Here is a 15,548-nt window from a genome sequence, read left to right on the forward strand (position 1 = left end):
GGCTGGACTTGCCGGCGTTGGTGTAGCCGGCGATCGCCACGGCGGGCACGGAGTTGCGGGTGCGTCGAGCACGCTTGGTCACGCGTACCGTGCGCCCCGGCCCGGCCCACCCGCACCCCGGCCCGGCCCACCCGCGCCCCGGCCCGGCCCACCCGCGCCCCGGCCCACCCGCGCCCCGGCCCGGCCGGGTGATCAAGAGGTTTGCGTCAGGATGCGGGCTCGAATTGACGCAAACTTCTTGATCACCGTCTGGGGTGAGGGTGGGGGCCGGGTGGGGGGTGGGGGTTAGGGCAGGCGGGTGGCCCCGGGGGAGGGGAAAACTGTCACGGTGCCGGGGGCGGTGAAACCTCGCTCCGCGTACGCGTCGGTCACGGCGGCGGCTACCGCATCGGCCCGGTCAACCTCGACCAGCGCGAGCACGCATCCGCCGAAGCCGCCGCCGGTCATCCGGGCGCCCAGCGCGCCGGCCGCCAACGCCGCCTCGACCGCGGTGTCGACCTCCGGCACGGTGATCGCGAAGTCGTCCCGCATCGAGACGTGGGAGGCCGTCAGCAGTGGGCCGATGTCGCGCACCCGGGCGGCGCGGAGCAGCGCGACCGTGTCCAGTACGCGCTGGTCCTCAGTCACCACGTGCCGGACCCGTCGCCGGGTCTCCTCGTCGTCGAGCTGCGCCAGCGCGGCGTCGAGCTGGTTGATGCTCACGTCTCGCAGCGCGGCGACGCCGAGCGCACTGGCCCCGGCTTCGCAGGAGCGGCGGCGGGCCGCGTACTCCCCGTCGGCGTGGCGGTGCGGCGCCCGGCTGTCGATGACCAGCACGGCCAGCCCGGCGGTGCCCAGGTCGAACGGGATGTGCTCGATCGACTCGTCACGGCAGTCGAGGAAGAGGGCGTGCCCCGCGCGGCAACGGATTGCGGCGGACTGGTCCATGATGCCGGTCGGCGCGCCCACGTAGACGTTCTCCGCCCGCTGAGCCAGCCGGGGTTGCAGCGCCGGGGCAAGCTCCAGCCCGCCGAGGTCGAGCAGGGCCGCCAGCACGGCCGACTCCAGCGCGGCCGAGGAGGAGAGCCCGGAACCGAGCGGCACGTCGGACGCGATCGCCAGCCGGGCCCCCGGCACCGGATGCCCGGCCTCGCGCAGCGCCCAGACCACACCCGCGACGTACGCGCCCCAGCCGGTGACCCGCCCCGGCTCGGCGACGTCGTCCGCGCCGAAGGTGATCGCCTCGCCGGTGAGTTCGGACCAGACCGTCCAGTGCTCCCCGTCCTGCCGGTCGGCCGCGACGACGGTACGCATCGGCAGCGCGAACGGCAGCACGAAGCCTTCGTTGTAGTCGGTGTGCTCGCCGATCAGGTTGACCCGGCCGGGGGCCGCCCAGCGGCCGGATGCCTGGCCGCCGAACTGCGCGGAGAAGCCGGCCGCGGCCCGCTCGGCGACGTCGCCGGTGGGGTGGGTCATGACTGCCCAAGGATGTGCGTGCGGTAGAACGCCCAGGCATCCCCGACCATGTCGTGCAGGGTCGGCTTCTGCGGCACCCAGCCCAGCTCGTCGCGGGCCAGCGCGGACGATGCGACCAACTCGGCCGGGTCGCCCTCGCGGCGGGGGGCGACCTCGACGGGCAGTTGGTGCCCGGTGACCTCGCGGACCACGTCGACGACCTGGCGGTTGGTGAAGCCGTTGCCGTTGCCCAGGTTGTAGATCCGGTGCAGGCCGCTGGTGGCCGCGTCCAACGCCAGCAGGTGCGCGCGGGCCAGGTCGGCGACGTGGATGTAGTCGCGGACGCAGGTGCCGTCGACGGTCGGGTAGTCGTCCCCGAAGAGCTGGAGCTTCTCCCGCCGGCCGGCGGCGACGTCCAGCGCGATCGGGATCAGGTGCGTCTCCGGGTCGTGCCGCTCGCCGAGGGCGATGTCGCCGTCGAGGTGGGCCCCGGCCACGTTGAAGTAGCGGAGCGACACGGCGGCCAGCCCGTGCGCGATCGCCTCGGAGGTGAGTGCCATGTCGACGGCGAGTTTGGTGGCGCCGTACGTGTTGGTGGGCGCCTTGACCGCGTTTTCGGTGATGGGCAGCTCGGTGGGGTTGCCGTAGACGGCGGCGGTGGAGGAGAAGACCATCCGGGGCACCCCGGCTGCCCGGACCGCGTCGATCAGGGCGAGCGTGCCGACGGTGTTGTTCTGCCAGTACAGCTCCGGCTTGACCATCGACTCGCCGGCGGCGATCAGGGCGGCGAAGTGCAGCACCCCGTCGAAGCCGGCGTCCGCGGTGATGACGCGGGCGGCGTCGTGGATGGACGCCTCGACGTGGGTGGCGTCCGGGGCGAGGGCTTCGCGGTGGCCGGTGCGCAGGTCGTCCAGGATGACGACCTGGTGGCCCGCGTCGAGCAGCATCCGGGTCACCACGCTCCCGATGAAGCCGGCGCCCCCGGTGACGAGCAGTTTCACGTCGTTGCCTCCTGCCTGGCCCGCCCGGGACGTGGCCTTTCGGTGATCACACTAGGGCGGTGGTCGGCACCCTCGCCGATACCACCGGCAACCCCATTCCATCATAATCTCTCATGATTAAACAGAGCCGAACATCTGCCGGCCGCTCCGCGCGATCCCCGGTGCGGCGGGCCCACGGTGTCTACCATCTCTGTCATGCGGGAAGTGGCCCGTACCGGGCTCCGGCGAAGCGCGCGGGCACAACCCCGCCGCGACCCCGGGCCGGTCGCCCGGGCCGTCGCCCGGGTGCTGGTCCGCGCCGCGGATGGTGCCACCCGACTCGTCACCGATCTGCTCGGGACCGGTCCGACGGCCGGCCGGGAGCGCATCTCCGAGGCCGATCTGCGCGACCTGGTCGCGGCGAACACGGTGCTCGACCCGGACGAGCGGCGGATCATCGACGAGGTCCTGGTGGCCGGCGCCAGTCTGATCCGCGAGGTGATGATGCCGCGCACCGAGGTGGTCTTCCTCCCGGCCCGGCTGACCATCGTCGAAGCCGCCCGACTGGTCCGCGCCGAGACGCACACCCGCTACCCGGTAACCGACGGCACCCATGACGACGTGGTCGGCTTCGTACACCTCCGGGACGTGCTGCTGCGCCCGGACGCCGACCCGTGCGTCACCGTCGGCGAGTTGGCCCGGGAGGTGAAGCGGCTCCCCGGCAGCAAACGGGTGCTCGCCGCGCTGACCGAGATGCGCCGGGAGGGCCAGCACCTCGCGGTGGTGGTCGACGAGTACGGCGGCACGGCCGGGATCGTCACCCTGGAGGATCTCATCGAGGAGTTGATCGGCGAGATCCACGACGAGTACGACGCCACCCCGGACCCGGTGCACGCTGGCCTGCCCGCCGTGGTGGACGGCCGCCTCAACCTCGCTGACTTCGCCGAGCGGACCGGGGTGGCACTACCCGCCGGACCGTACGAGACGGTGGGCGGGTTCGTCATGGCCGCGCTGGGCAGGCTGCCGGTGACCGGCGACGAGGTGCCGGTGCCCGGTGAACCCGTCGACGTCGGCACCGCCGATCCGGCCGAGCCGCCGGCCGGCTGGCTGCTGCGGGTGCTCACGTTGGACGGCCGCCGGGTGGCCCGACTCGCCGTCTCCGCCGCCCGCAGCACCGAGCAGCGCCGGGAGCCGCGCACCGAGCAGTGCCGCGGGCAGGACGTCGCGCCGGTGGCGGCTGGCGGTTCCGAGCAGGCCCGGGAGGCGATGACCGGGCAGCATCGCCGGCTTTCGGTCGGGCCGGCGCGCCGGGTCGGTGCGGGCGAACCACGCGAGGTCAGCACCCCGGCACCGGCGGGCCGGAGCCGACCCGCCGGCCCGTCATGACGGACCGGGTTGCTTGCTGACAGAATTATCGCCATGTCCGACGTTCCCGCCCGGCCCCGCGTCTTCTCCGGCATCCAGCCGACAGCCGACTCGTTCCATCTCGGCAACTATCTGGGCGCGGTGCGGCACTGGGTGGCACTACAGGACACCCACGACGCGTTCTACTGCGTGGTGGACCTGCACGCCATCACCGCGGGGCACGACCCGGCGCTGCTGCGCCAGCGGACCCGGGTGGCCGCGGCCCAGCTCTTCGCGGTCGGGCTCGACCCGGAACGCAGCACCCTCTTCGTCCAGTCGCAGGTGCCCGAGCACCCGCAGCTGGCCTGGGTGCTCGGCTGCATCACCGGCTTCGGCGAGGCCAGCCGGATGACCCAGTTCAAGGACAAGTCGCAGAAGCAGGGGAACGAGCGGGCCAGCGTCGGGCTGTTCACCTATCCGGTCCTGCAGGCCGCCGACATCCTGCTCTACCAGGCCAACGCGGTGCCGGTCGGCGAGGACCAGCGCCAGCACCTGGAGCTCTCCCGGGATCTGGCGCAGCGCTTCAACTCGCTGTTCGGCGCGACGTTCACGGTGCCCGCGCCGCACATCGTCAAGGACACTGCCAAGATCACCGACTTGCAGGACCCGACCGCGAAGATGTCCAAGTCGTCATCCTCGCCGGCCGGCATCATCGACCTGCTCGAAGACCCGGCCCGGTCCGCCAAGAAGATCCGTTCGGCGGTGACCGACACCGGTCGGGAGATCGTCTTCGACGCCGAGACCAAGCCTGGCGTGTCCAACCTGTTGACCATCCACTCGGCGCTCAGCGGCCGCAGCATCGACGAGCTGGTAGCCGCGTACGCGGGCCGCGGCTACGGCGACCTGAAGAAGGAGCTGGCCGAGGTGGTGACGGACTTCGTCCGTCCGATCCAGGAGCGCACCCGCGCCTACCTCGACGATCCGGCGCAGCTGGACAAGCTCCTCGCGGCCGGTGCGGAGAAGGCCCGTGCGGTGGCCGCGACGACCCTGCGGTCCGCGTACGAGCGGGTGGGGTTCTTCCCGCCCGTGCGCGGCGAGTAGCTCCGGGTACGGGTGAACGGGTCGGTGGTCGGAGGGGCGGCGCGAAGCGTGGATCGCAGTGGCGGGGTGCCGCCGACCGGCGACACCATCCAGATCGGCATCGCGGTGGACATCCCTGAGCCGTGGGGTGCCCAGCTCACCCGGCGGCGGGTCGAGGCGGGTGATCCGCTGGCGGTGCCCGCGCACGTGACGTTGCTCGGTCCCACCGAGATCCGGTCGGCCAACCTGCCCGCGGTCGAGCGGCACCTGGCGGCCGTCGCCGCCGCGCACCTGCCGTTCACACTGCACCTGCGGGGCACCGGCACGTTCCGTCCGGTCACCCAGGTGGTGTTCGTCGCGGTGGCCGCCGGGATCAGCGAATGCGAGTTGTTGGCCGCTGCCATCGCCTCGGCGCCGGGTCTGCACCGCGAACTCCGGTTCCCGTACCATCCGCACGTCACCGTGGCCCAGGACGTGGCACCGGAGGCCCTGGACAAGGTGTACGAGGATCTGGCCGACTTCTCCGCGATGTTCGAGGTCGACGCGTTCACCCTGTTCTCGCACAGCGGGCAGGCCCGGTGGCAGCCGCGCCGGGACTTCTGCCTCGGCACCTGAGCCGTCGGCGACGCGCCGGCCGGCGAGCATCGGAAGCCGTTGTCACTACAGCGGTCGGAGTTCGGCGAGGATGACCGCGTGAACGTGATCGGCCGGATCGAGGCGGGCATCGACCGCTGGGTGAGCGCCGCGCGCCACCAGTCGGGGCTTTTTGATCATGTGTGGCGGGCCGGCGCGCTGTACGCCGAGGTGCTGGCCGGGCGGTTGGCCGCCGCGATCGCCTACTACGGCTTCTTCGCGGTGTTCGCGCTGGCCCTGGTCGCGTACTCGATCTTTGGCGCCATCCTGGAGGACAACGACGAGGTGAGCGCGGCTGCTGCCGGCTTCCTCAAGGAGAACCTGCCGTTCCTGGACGCCGAGCAGATCGCCAGGTCCAGCGGCACGGTGGGTGTGGTCGGCCTGGTCATCCTGGTCTTCACCGGGATCGGTTGGGTGGAGGCCATTCGGTCCTCGCAGCGGTTGATGTACCGGCTCAACCAGCAACCGGGCAATCTGGTGGTGCGGCGGCTCGTCGACTTGGGCGTGATGATCGGCATCTTCGTGCTGCTCGGCGTCTCGGTCGCGGCGGTGGACGCGTTGGAGTCGCTGCTGCGTTTCCTGCTCCGCAGCACCGGGTCGGTGGGTCTGACCACGATCAGCGCGGTGCTCAGCGTGCTGGTCAACACCGTGCTGGCCACCGCGTTGCTGCTCGCCGTGCCCCGGCTGCGGATGAGCCGGTCCCGGCTGCGCCCGGTGGTGGTGCTGGTGGCGGTCGGAATCACGCTGCTGAACACGGTGGGGCGGTACTACGTGGTGCGTACCGAGCGGAATCCGGCGTACACAGTGGTGGCCGGCGCCGTCGGTCTGCTGCTCTACCTCTACCTGCTCAACCAGCTGGTGCTGTTCGGCGCGGCGCTCCTCGCGACCAGCACCACCGGCCGGGTCGTCGACCTGGCGGAGACCCCCGCGCCACCGAAGGATGTCGACGAGGGCATCGACCCCGGTACGCCGGGCGGTGCGGGCTGATGACGGGAGATGCGCAGGTGGTGATCTCGGTCGACCCGGATTCGTCGGTGCCCCCGTACGAACAGGTGCGCGTGCAGCTTGCCGAGCTGATCGGCGACGGCCGGTTGCCGGTGGGCAGCCGACTGCCCACCGTCCGGCAGCTGGCCGCCGACCTGCGGTTGGCCGCGAACACGGTGGCCCGCGCCTACCGGGAGTTGGAGACGGCCGGGTTGCTGGAGACCCGGGGACGCAACGGCACCTTCGTCGCCCCCGGGCGGGACGACGCCGTCGACCGGTTGCAGCGGGCGGCGGCCGGGTACGCGGCGGAGGCGGCCCGGCTTGGCGTGCCGTCGGCCACCGCGCTTGCCCTGGTCCGCGCCGCCCTGGACGCTGTCCGCCCCGGCTGACCGGCTGCCGATCGACCGTCGGACGGGCGATAACTGAGAAGAACGACGTCGGCGCTCGCGTTCGCGGACCATGATGAGCCGGTGGGCGCACTCATGACACTGGACCTGCCGGCGGACTCGCCGCTCCTCGGCCTGCCGTGGATCATCACCTTCGGTCCGCTCGGTGATCTCGACGAGTGGGAGCCGGTGGTCTGCGGGCCGTACGAGCGGCCGCACGCGTTGGCCCTGGCCGAGGCGGTGGTGGCCGATGAACAGCTGATGGCCGTGGTGGAGCCGTTGCTGCCGGCGCTGTCCGCCGACGAGATCCGCAGCGAGATCGCCGCCGCGCAGGTCGCCGCCGAGGACGAGGCCCGCCAGGTGGAGGGGGCCGACCTGTACGGGGACTTCGAGGACGTGATCGACGAGGAGTTGGACGCGGCAGCCGACGAGGCGGGCCACGGTGAGCCCGCCGAGCCGCCGAACGAGGCCGAGGTACGTGCCGGCTTCACCCGGATCGCGGCGTTGCTCACCGCGAAGTAACGACCGGGATTTGCCAGAAACGGACACCGGCGCCACACGGAGCGGACTCCGCGTGGCGCCGGCGGCACCTCACCCCCCACCACAAGGGGTCGGTAGCCCAGTCGCCCGTCGGCGCGGGGCACGACGAACGACCAGGTCGAGAACGGGTTACCCGTTCAGCGCTGTTCCAACCAGACTGCCGCGTCAATTGGCAGCAGGTGGCCGGAGCCCTGCTCGGTGAGCTCGTCGCTGGCGACCAGCGGCTGCCCGTACCCGTCGATCAGGACCGGGCCGCCGCCGAAGTTGACCACGCAGGTCAGCAGGGTTGCGCCGGCGGCGCGGGAGAAGGCCAGCACGCCCGGCTCGCTCTGCCGCCAGGTGACCCCGTCGGCGCCGAGGGCGAGCGCGGGGTGAACGTGGCGGATCCGCAGCGCGGCCCGGTACAGCTCAAGGGTGGAGCCGGGCACGCCGGTCTGCGCGGTGACCGACAGCGCCTGCCAGAGGGCAGGGGCGGGTAGCCAGCTCAGCTCGCTCCCGGCCGGCCCGAAGCCGTACGGGGCCAACTCGCCGCTCCACGGGATGGGCACCCGGCAGCCGTCGCGGCTCTCGCCGGTGCGCAGGAACGCCGGGTCCTGGCGCAGTTCGTCGGGGAGGTCGAGGACCTCCGGCAGGCCCAGTTCCTCGCCCTGGTAGAGGTAGGCGCAGCCGGGCAGGGCGAGCATCAGCAGGCTCGCGGCACGGGCTCGGCGCAGCCCTTCGGCGCCGTCACCGTACCGGGTGACGTGCCGCTGCTTGTCGTGGTTGGACAACACCCAGGTGGTCGGCGCCCCGACGACGGCCGCCTCGGCCAACGCCGTGTCGATCACCTTGCGGAACGAGTCGGCCGACCAGGTGGCGTCGAGGAAGTCGAAGCTGAACGCCTGGTGCAGCTCGTCCGGGCCGATGTAGCGGGCCAGCCGCTGCGGCGTCTCGGCCCACGCCTCGGCGACCGCCATCCGACCGCCCGGGTAGCTGTCCAGGATGGGGCGCCAGGCCCGGTAGATCTCGTGCACCTCGTCCTGGTCGAAGTAGGGCAGCCGGCCCTTGCCGAGCAGTTCGACCTGGCGCTGGCCGGTGGTCATCGAGCTGAAGCCGACGTCCGGCAGCCCTTCCGCCTTGATCATGCCGTGTGCCACGTCGATCCGGAATCCGTCCACGCCCCGGTCCAGCCAGAACCGCAGCACGTCCTCGAACTCGGCGCGGACCTCCGGGTGGCGCCAGTTCAGGTCCGGCTGCGACGGGTCGAACAGGTGCAGATACCACTGACCGTCCGCGATCCGGGTCCAGGCGGGGCCGCCGAAGATGCTCTCCCAGTCGTTCGGGGGCAACTCGCCGTGCGCGCCCTGGCCGTCGGCGAAGAGGTAGCGGGCCCGTTCCGGTGAGCCGGGGCCGGCGGCGAGCGCGGCGGTGAACCAGGGGTGGGCGCTGGAGGTGTGGTTGGGCACCAGATCGACGATGATTCGCAGGCCGTGGGCGTGCGCGTCGGTGATCATCGCGTCGAAGTCGTCGAGGGTGCCGAACATGGGGTCGACGTTCCGGTAGTCGGCCACGTCGTACCCGCCGTCGATCATCGGCGAGGTATAGAACGGTGTCAGCCAGAGCGCGTCCACCCCGAGGTCGCGCAGGTACGGCAGGCGCTGCCGGATGCCCTGGAGGTCGCCGGTGCCGTCGCCGTCGCTGTCGGCGAAGCTGCGGACGTAGACCTGGTAGACGACCGCGGCGCGCCACCAGTCGTCGTCGGTGGCGGGCGGCGGGGTGGCAGTGCTGATCATTCGAGCAATATGCCGGTCCGTCGTTGCAAGAGTCAAGCAGATCTTGCGTAAGAAAGGCGTGCGGAGGTCGGCGCGACAGCGGTGGAGCCGCGCACCACCAGCTCCGGGCGGAACAGGTACTCCGAGTGCGGGGCGCCGTGGCCGTTGATCTCGTCCACCAGGGCGCGGACGGCGGCCACCGCCATCGCGGTGACCGGCTGCCGCATGGTGGTCAGCGGCGGGTCGGTGAAGGCCATCAGCGGCGAGTCGTCGTAGCCGACCACGGAGAGGCCGTCGGGCACGTTGCGGCCGCGTTGGCGGGCGGCCCGGATCGCGCCGAGCGCCATCAGGTCGGAGCCGCAGACCACGCCGGTGACGCCACGGTCGAGCAGTCGGCCGGCCGCCGCCTCGCCACCCTCCACTCCGAACAGTGACAGCTCGGCCAGTGGGCCCAGGTCGGCCTCGGCGACGCCGGCCAGCCGGGTCATCGCGGAGCGCCAGCCGGCAACCTTGCGCTGCACCGGGACGAACCGGTCCGGGCCGGTGATCAGGCCGATCCGCCGGTGCCCGAGCGCGACCAGGTGGGCGACGGCCAGCTCGGCGGCCTCCCGGTCGTCGCAGGAGACGAAGGGCGCGCCGATGCCGGGCACGTACCCGTTGATCATCACGACCGGCAGCGGTCGGGCCAGCAGCGCCCGGTAGCGGTCGTGGTTGGCCGCCGTGTCGGCGTGCAGGCCGGAGACGAAGACGATCCCGGAGACCTGCCGGTCCAGCAGCATCTCCACGTACTCGTCCTCGGTCACGCCGCCGGCGGTCTGGGTGCAGAGCACCGGGGTGAACCCGCTCTGCGCCAAAGTGGACTCGATGACCTGGGCGAAGGCGGGAAAGATCGGGTTGTCCAGCTCCGGCACCACCAGGCCGACCAGCCCGGCGCTGCGCTTCCGCAGCCGGGCCGGACGCTCGTACCCGAGCACGTCGAGGGCGGTGAGGACGGCCTGCCGCGTCTCCGGGGCCACGCCGGGGCGGTCGTTGAGCACCCGCGACACCGTGGCCTCGCTGACTTCGGCCTGTTGGGCGATGTCGGACAGTCGAGCGCGCATGGCGGCACTTTAGCCCACCGGCAAGTTTTTGCGGGGCGCCCTGCAAGCCCTTCCATTACTTGCAATGTCTTGCTAACGTCCCCGCAACATGCGAGAGCAGCGGCGCAGCATCCATGCGCCGGTTGGCAAGAACTTCCACAGGTTTCCACTGGCGGGCCGCCCTTCCCCCGGCGGACCCGCCATGACGACAGGAGCACCGATGCGCATCCGTACCGCGGGTGTGGTCGCCCTCTTCGCCCTGGCGCTCGCCGCCTCGGGTTGTGGTGGCGACAGCGACAAGCCGGCCGCGAAGGACACCCCCAAGGCTGCCGGCGGCAAACTGGTGATCTGGGCGGACGACAAGCGCACGGCCGCCCTCAAGCCGTTCACGGAGAAGTTCGGCCAGGAGAACGGCGTCACCGTCGAGGTGCAGGCCGTCCCCAACGAGGACCTCCAGAACAACTTCGTGACCGTGTCGAGCCAGGGCGGCGGCCCGGACGTGGTGATCGGCGCGCACGACTGGATCGGCAACCTGGTCCAGAACGGTGCCATCGACCCCGTGCAGCTGTCCGACGAGCAGAAGGCCGCCTTCAACGAGACCGCCGTCAAGGCCGTCACGTTCAACGGCCAGCTCTACGGCGTGCCCTACGCCCAGGAGAACCTGGCGCTGATCCGCAACACCGACCTGGCCCCCGAGGCGCCGAAGACGATCGAGGAACTGGTCGCCACCGGCAAGCAGCTCAAGGCGCAGAAGAAGGTCACCGAGACGCTCTGCCTCCAGGTTGGCCAAAAGGGCGACGCGTACCACATCTACCCGCTGTATTCCTCGGCCGGCGGTTACCTCTTCGGCACCACCGCGAACGGCGACTACGACCCGAAGGACCTGGGCGTGGGCAAGCCGGAGTCGATCGCCGCGTTCAAGAAGATCGCCGCGCTCGGCGAGAAGGGCGAGGGCGTGCTGAAGCGCTCGATCGCCGACACCAACTCGACCGCCACCTTCACCGGCAAGAAGTGCGCCTTCCTGGTCTCCGGGCCGTGGGCCACCGCGGACGTGAAGAAGGCCGGCATCAAGTACGACGTCTCCGCCGTTCCCGGCTTCGCCGGTGGCAAGGCGGCCGCGCCGTTCGTGGGCGTCCAGTCCTTCTACGTCGCCGCCAAGGGCAAGAACAAGGCACTCGCCCAGGAGTTCGTCGCCAACTACGTCACCAAGCCGGAACTGGCCGTGGCGCTCTACCAGGCCGACCCGCGCCCGCCAGCGCTGACCGCCGCGCTGGACCAGGTCAAGGGCAGCGACCCGGACCTGGCCAAGTTCGTCGAGGCCGGCAGGAACGGCCAGGTGCTCCCGGCCATCCCGGCCATGGCCGCGATCTGGGACCCGTTCGGCAAGGCCGAGGCCGCCGTCATCGGCGGCGCCGACCCGACCAGCACGGTCACCGCGGCCGGCAAGACGATCGCCGGTTCGATCAAGTAATGAGCACACCGCTGTCCGGCCCGGGGTCTGCCCAGCAGACCCCGGGCCGGGGGCCCGTCGGCACCGGGTCCCCGCACACGTCCCGTACCGCGCGGAACCACGCGCCGATCACCGCGGCCGGCCTCGCCGCGAAGGTGATCCTGCTCGGCCTGGTGGCCGGGATCGCGATCTGGGCGGCCTTCCCGCTCGTCGAGGCCGAGATGTGGGTCGGGCTGGCGGTGCTGGTGCTGACCACCGCCGCGCTGTTCTATCTGTACGTGGGCCGCCGGCACGTCCCGGCGAAGTACCTCATCCCCGGCACGCTCTTCCTGATCGCCTTCCAGATCGTGCCGGTGCTCTACACCGCGAGCACGGCCTTCACGAACTTCGGCGACGGCCACCGCGGCAGCAAGGACGACGCGATCGTCGCGATCCAGAGCTCATCGGTGAAGCAGGTTCCGGGTTCCACCCAGTACCCGCTGTCGGTCGCCACCACTGGCGACCCGGCCACCGGCGCCCTGGTCTTCCTGATCACCGACCCGGGGACCGGCGCGGTCTCCGTCGGTGACGCCGGAGGCCTGCGCCGGCTCGAATCCGGCGCGGCCACCGTCGCCCCCGGCGGCAAGGTCACCGCGGCCGACGGCTACACCGTGCTGAACTTCGGTCAGGCCAGCGCCCGCAGCAAGGACATCACCGACCTGGTGGTGCCGACCGCCGGCGGCGCGCTGCGCTCGTCCGGCCTGTCCCGCGCGTACGAGGGCAAGGCCGTCCGGGCGTACGACGCGGGCTGCGACTGCGTGAAGGACAACGACAGCGGCAAGACCTGGACCGCGGACGGCGAGGTCGGTGCGTTCGTCGCCGCCGACGGCGAGCGGCTGGCCCAGGGTTGGAAGGTGAACGTCGGGCTGTCCAACTTCACCCGGGTGCTCACCGACGAGCGGATCTCCAGGCCGTTTCTCGGCACGCTGATCTGGAACTTCGCCTTTGCGATCTGTTCCACCGGCGGCACGTTCATCCTCGGCATGCTGATCGCGCTGGCGCTGCACTCGCCCCGGATGAGGGGCACCAACCTCTACCGGGTCCTGCTGATCCTGCCGTACGCCATGCCGTCCTTCGCGATGCTGCTGGTCTGGCGGGACATGTTCAACACCGACTTCGGGCTGATCAACAACCTGTTCGGGCTCAGCGTCGACTGGTTCGGGCAGAACTGGTCGGCCCGTGCCGCGGTGATCCTGGTGCAGCTCTGGCTCGGCTACCCGTACATGTTCCTGGTGGCCACCGGCGCGTTGCAGGCGATTCCGCGGGAGTTGACCGAGGCCACCTCGGTCGACGGGGCGTCGCGCTGGCAGTCGTTCCGGGCGGTCACCCTGCCGTTGCTGCTGGTCGCGCTCTCGCCGCTGCTCATTTCGTCGTTCGCGTTCAACTTCAACAACTTCAACGCGATCTACCTGACCACCGAGGGCGCGCCGTTCCCGGCGGACAACCCCAGCAACGGCGCCACCGACCTGCTGATCACCTACACGTACCGGCTGGCGTTCGGTGGTCAGGCCGCCCAGTTCGGCTTCGCCGCGGCGATCTCGCTGTTCATCTTCGCCATCGTCGCAGTGGTGTCCGCGGTCAGCTTCCGGCGGACCCGCCAACAGGAGGAGGTGTACACGTGACCACGCTCACCGGTGCCACCGTCACGGGTGGCGCGAACGGCCCGGAGGCGGTCGGCCGCAACGCGGGGAGACGGAAGAACCGCTGGTTCGCCCAGGTCGGCTGGCGGCACCTGGTCGGCCTGCTCGGCGTGCTGTTCAGTCTCTTCCCGCTCGTGTTCGTCGTCTCGGCGGCGCTCAACCCGCTCGGCACCCTGTCCTCCACCGAGTTGGTGCCGACCGCCGGGGTGTCGTTGGAGAACTTCGGGGATCTGTTCGCGCGCACCGAGTTCGCCCACTGGTTCCTGAACTCGTTGCTCATCGCCGGTGGTGCCTCGTTCGCCTCGGTCTTCCTCTCCGCGCTGGCGGCGTACGCCTTCTCGCGGATGCGGTTCCGGGGGCGACGGGTGGGGTTGCTGTCGCTGCTGTTGATCCAGATGTTCCCGCAGTTCCTGGCGATCGTGGCGATCTTCCTGATCTTCGGCACGATCACCGACCGGTGGCCGGCCATCGGCTTCAACACCCCGTGGGGCCTGCTGCTGCTCTACCTGGGTGGCGCGCTGGGCGTGAACACCTGGCTGATGAAGGGCTTCTTCGACACCCTGCCCCGCGAGTTGGACGAGTCGGCCACGATGGACGGCGCCTCGCACGCCCAGGTCTTCTTCCAAATCATGCTGCCGTTGGTGGCGCCGATTCTCGCGGTGGCCGGTCTGCTCGCCTTCATCAGCACCATCAACGAGTTCCTGATGGCGAGCGTCTTCCTCACCGACACGGACGCCAAGACCCTCGCGGTCGGCATGCGGGGCATGTTGCAGGGCGCGGAGCGGAACACCAACTTCGGGATCTTCGCCGCCGGCACCCTGCTGACCGCGATCCCGACCGTGCTGGTCTTCCAGTTCCTCCAGCGGTACATCGTCTCCGGGCTGACCTCGGGAGCGGTCAAGGGGTGAGACCGGGGGGCGGTCGATCTCCGGTGGCGCGCGGTAGGGTGCTTCGGCACCGCGCCGATGCTGCCCAGCGAGAGCGGGCCAGCGGACGTGTGGCGCGCCTGCTTCACTAGCCGCCGGTGGCGAGCCGCCCTTCATCCGCCGTCCGGTGCTGTCCCGGGGAGACTTTCGTGCAACTGTCGATCTTGATGCCGGTCTACAACGAAGCGGACCGCGTCGCGGAGGCCCTGAAGCAGGCCCTCGCCGTGCAGTACCCGTGTGACATCGAGATCGTGGTGGTCGACGACGGCAGTACGGACGGGACCGCGGAGATCCTCGGTCGGATGGATGACGCGCGGCTGCGGGTCGTGACGCACCCGCGCAACGCGGGCAAGGGCGCGGCGATCAAAACCGCGGTGGACAGCGCCCGGGGCGAGTACATGGTGATCCTGGACGCCGACCTGGAGTACGACCCCCAGGACATTCCGAAGCTGCTGGCGCCGGTGCTGGAGGGGCACGCGACGGTCGTCTACGGCAACCGCACCTTCGGCAGCCACAGCGCCTACAGCTTCTGGTACGTGGTCGGAAACCGGGGAGTGACCACGGCGGCGAACGTCTTGTTCAATTCCTACATCGGCGACCTGGAGACCTGCTTCAAGCTGATGCCGGTGGAGCTGTACCGGTCGCTGGACATCCGGTCCCGCGGGTTCGGCATGGAGGCCGAGGTGACGGGCAAGCTGCTGCGGCGGCGGATCCGCCCGTACGACGTGCCGATCGCCTACCGGGCGCGGGGTCGCGCCGAGGGCAAGAAAATCACCTGGCGGGACGGGGTGGAGGCGTTGTGGATCCTGGGCCGCGAGCGGGCCCGGCGTCGTCCCGACAGCACGGCGGCCAAGACGCTCGCCGACCGATGACGTTCAGCAAGCACCGGAACCCGACGACGATCGCCCGGATCGTGGTGGCGCTCGTCGGGGTGGGCTGCCTGCTCCTGACCGCTCAGGGCGCCGTTTCGGCCACCGGCCGTGGCATCGCCCTGATGAGTGACCGGGAACACGACCTCCCCGCCCTCCAGCACCAGGTGGACCTGGAGGCGCTCCAGCGCCAGTTCGTCGAGCAGGTGCCCCCGGGCAGCCGGATCTCACTCACCCCGGCCCGGGCCAACAAGGACCTGTGGCGTCAGCGGTTGAGTGAGCTCGCCGTACTGCGCGGATGCGTGGTCGTCCAGGGGGCGCCGGGGGACTACTCGGTGGGTGTCGCCTCGGTGCAGCGGAAGCGGCCGGCCAGTCCGGGCTTGCGGCTGGTCGTACGGAAGGTCGCCTGACGA

At 71.0% G+C, this 15,548-nt stretch carries 14 protein-coding genes and 2 pseudogenes; 11 read left to right on the forward strand and 5 right to left on the reverse strand.

The genetic code is table 11. The features are described 5' to 3' along the window. From ABZU52_RS12585 to galE, 3 genes and pseudogenes are all read right to left on the reverse strand, one after another. A pseudogene (locus tag ABZU52_RS12585) lies at positions 1-196 on the reverse strand (hypothetical protein); the annotation flags it as partial. A gap of 89 nt (positions 197-285) precedes the next feature. Beyond that, complete coding sequence (galK, locus tag ABZU52_RS12590; RefSeq protein ID WP_354971176.1) at positions 286-1,455, reverse strand: galactokinase; 1,170 nt, start codon at positions 1,453-1,455, stop codon at positions 286-288. Continuing rightward, complete coding sequence (gene galE / locus ABZU52_RS12595) at positions 1,452-2,435, reverse strand: UDP-glucose 4-epimerase GalE (RefSeq protein ID WP_354971177.1); 984 nt, start codon at positions 2,433-2,435, stop codon at positions 1,452-1,454. Before galE ends, galK begins: the two co-directional genes overlap by 4 nt. Before the next feature lie 195 nt (positions 2,436-2,630). Here galE and ABZU52_RS12600 point away from each other — a divergent pair. The 6 genes and pseudogenes from ABZU52_RS12600 to ABZU52_RS12625 form a co-directional block, all read left to right on the forward strand. Beyond that, positions 2,631-3,605: pseudogene (locus ABZU52_RS12600) on the forward strand (hemolysin family protein); the annotation flags it as partial. A 228-nt stretch (positions 3,606-3,833) separates the two neighbouring features. Next, positions 3,834-4,859 (forward strand): tryptophan--tRNA ligase, encoded by a 1,026-nt coding sequence (gene trpS, locus ABZU52_RS12605; protein WP_196920989.1) that lies wholly within the window; start codon positions 3,834-3,836, stop codon positions 4,857-4,859. A gap of 24 nt (positions 4,860-4,883) precedes the next feature. Continuing rightward, on the forward strand, positions 4,884-5,453 hold the full coding sequence (locus ABZU52_RS12610; RefSeq protein WP_354971178.1) for a 2'-5' RNA ligase family protein: 570 nt from the start codon (positions 4,884-4,886) through the stop codon (positions 5,451-5,453). Between the two features lie 78 nt (positions 5,454-5,531). Beyond that, entirely contained in the window at positions 5,532-6,458 is a 927-nt protein-coding gene (locus tag ABZU52_RS12615; protein ID WP_354971179.1) for a YhjD/YihY/BrkB family envelope integrity protein, read from the forward strand. Further along, positions 6,458-6,844, forward strand: coding sequence for a GntR family transcriptional regulator (locus ABZU52_RS12620; RefSeq protein WP_354971180.1), 387 nt, complete (start codon positions 6,458-6,460; stop codon positions 6,842-6,844). The genes ABZU52_RS12615 and ABZU52_RS12620 overlap by 1 nt, the downstream gene beginning before the upstream one ends. Before the next feature lie 81 nt (positions 6,845-6,925). After that, positions 6,926-7,363 carry a hypothetical protein gene (locus ABZU52_RS12625; RefSeq protein ID WP_354971181.1) on the forward strand — a complete coding sequence of 146 codons (438 nt, stop codon included), beginning with the start codon at positions 6,926-6,928 and terminating at the stop codon, positions 7,361-7,363. A 155-nt stretch (positions 7,364-7,518) separates the two neighbouring features. Here the strand turns inward: ABZU52_RS12625 and ABZU52_RS12630 are convergent, their stop codons facing one another. Both ABZU52_RS12630 and ABZU52_RS12635 read right to left on the reverse strand, forming a co-directional pair. Then, positions 7,519-9,153 (reverse strand): glycoside hydrolase family 13 protein, encoded by a 1,635-nt coding sequence (locus ABZU52_RS12630; RefSeq protein WP_354971182.1) that lies wholly within the window; start codon positions 9,151-9,153, stop codon positions 7,519-7,521. A gap of 32 nt (positions 9,154-9,185) precedes the next feature. Continuing rightward, positions 9,186-10,232: a LacI family DNA-binding transcriptional regulator gene (locus ABZU52_RS12635; RefSeq protein ID WP_354971183.1), complete on the reverse strand. Its 1,047-nt coding sequence runs from the start codon at positions 10,230-10,232 to the stop codon at positions 9,186-9,188. 199 nt (positions 10,233-10,431) lie between these two features. Here ABZU52_RS12635 and ABZU52_RS12640 point away from each other — a divergent pair, with 199 nt between their 5' ends. The 5 genes from ABZU52_RS12640 (at position 10,432) to ABZU52_RS12660 (ending at position 15,545) form a co-directional block, all read left to right on the forward strand. Next, entirely contained in the window at positions 10,432-11,682 is a 1,251-nt protein-coding gene (locus ABZU52_RS12640) for a maltose ABC transporter substrate-binding protein (protein ID WP_354971184.1), read from the forward strand. Beyond that, a complete protein-coding gene (locus ABZU52_RS12645) occupies positions 11,682-13,322 on the forward strand; it encodes an ABC transporter permease subunit (RefSeq protein WP_354971185.1) in 1,641 nt (546 codons plus the stop codon). The genes ABZU52_RS12640 and ABZU52_RS12645 overlap by 1 nt, the downstream gene beginning before the upstream one ends. A gap of 110 nt (positions 13,323-13,432) precedes the next feature. Next, positions 13,433-14,248 (forward strand): ABC transporter permease subunit, encoded by an 816-nt coding sequence (locus tag ABZU52_RS12650; protein WP_354971224.1) that lies wholly within the window; start codon positions 13,433-13,435, stop codon positions 14,246-14,248. Positions 14,249-14,415: 167 nt separating this feature from the next. Then, on the forward strand, positions 14,416-15,138 hold the full coding sequence (locus ABZU52_RS12655; protein WP_354971186.1) for a glycosyltransferase family 2 protein: 723 nt from the start codon (positions 14,416-14,418) through the stop codon (positions 15,136-15,138). Beyond that, entirely contained in the window at positions 15,135-15,545 is a 411-nt protein-coding gene (locus ABZU52_RS12660) for a hypothetical protein (RefSeq protein WP_354971187.1), read from the forward strand. The genes ABZU52_RS12655 and ABZU52_RS12660 overlap by 4 nt, the downstream gene beginning before the upstream one ends. Positions 15,546-15,548 lie beyond the last annotated feature (3 nt).

This window comes from Micromonospora sp. NPDC005220, from assembly GCF_040607895.1.
Taxonomy (GTDB): Bacteria; Actinomycetota; Actinomycetes; order Mycobacteriales; family Micromonosporaceae; genus Micromonospora.

Coding starts and splice junctions, on each gene's coding strand:
- ABZU52_RS12640 (WP_354971184.1), top strand. CDS start 10,432: ATGCGCATCCGTACCGCGGGTGTGGTCGCCCTCTTCGCCCTGGCGCTC.
- ABZU52_RS12630 (WP_354971182.1), bottom strand. CDS start 9,153: ATGATCAGCACTGCCACCCCGCCGCCCGCCACCGACGACGACTGGTGG.
- ABZU52_RS12635 (WP_354971183.1), bottom strand. CDS start 10,232: ATGCGCGCTCGACTGTCCGACATCGCCCAACAGGCCGAAGTCAGCGAG.
- ABZU52_RS12645 (WP_354971185.1), top strand. CDS start 11,682: ATGAGCACACCGCTGTCCGGCCCGGGGTCTGCCCAGCAGACCCCGGGC.
- galK (WP_354971176.1), bottom strand. CDS start 1,455: ATGACCCACCCCACCGGCGACGTCGCCGAGCGGGCCGCGGCCGGCTTC.
- ABZU52_RS12660 (WP_354971187.1), top strand. CDS start 15,135: ATGACGTTCAGCAAGCACCGGAACCCGACGACGATCGCCCGGATCGTG.
- ABZU52_RS12620 (WP_354971180.1), top strand. CDS start 6,458: ATGACGGGAGATGCGCAGGTGGTGATCTCGGTCGACCCGGATTCGTCG.
- trpS (WP_196920989.1), top strand. CDS start 3,834: ATGTCCGACGTTCCCGCCCGGCCCCGCGTCTTCTCCGGCATCCAGCCG.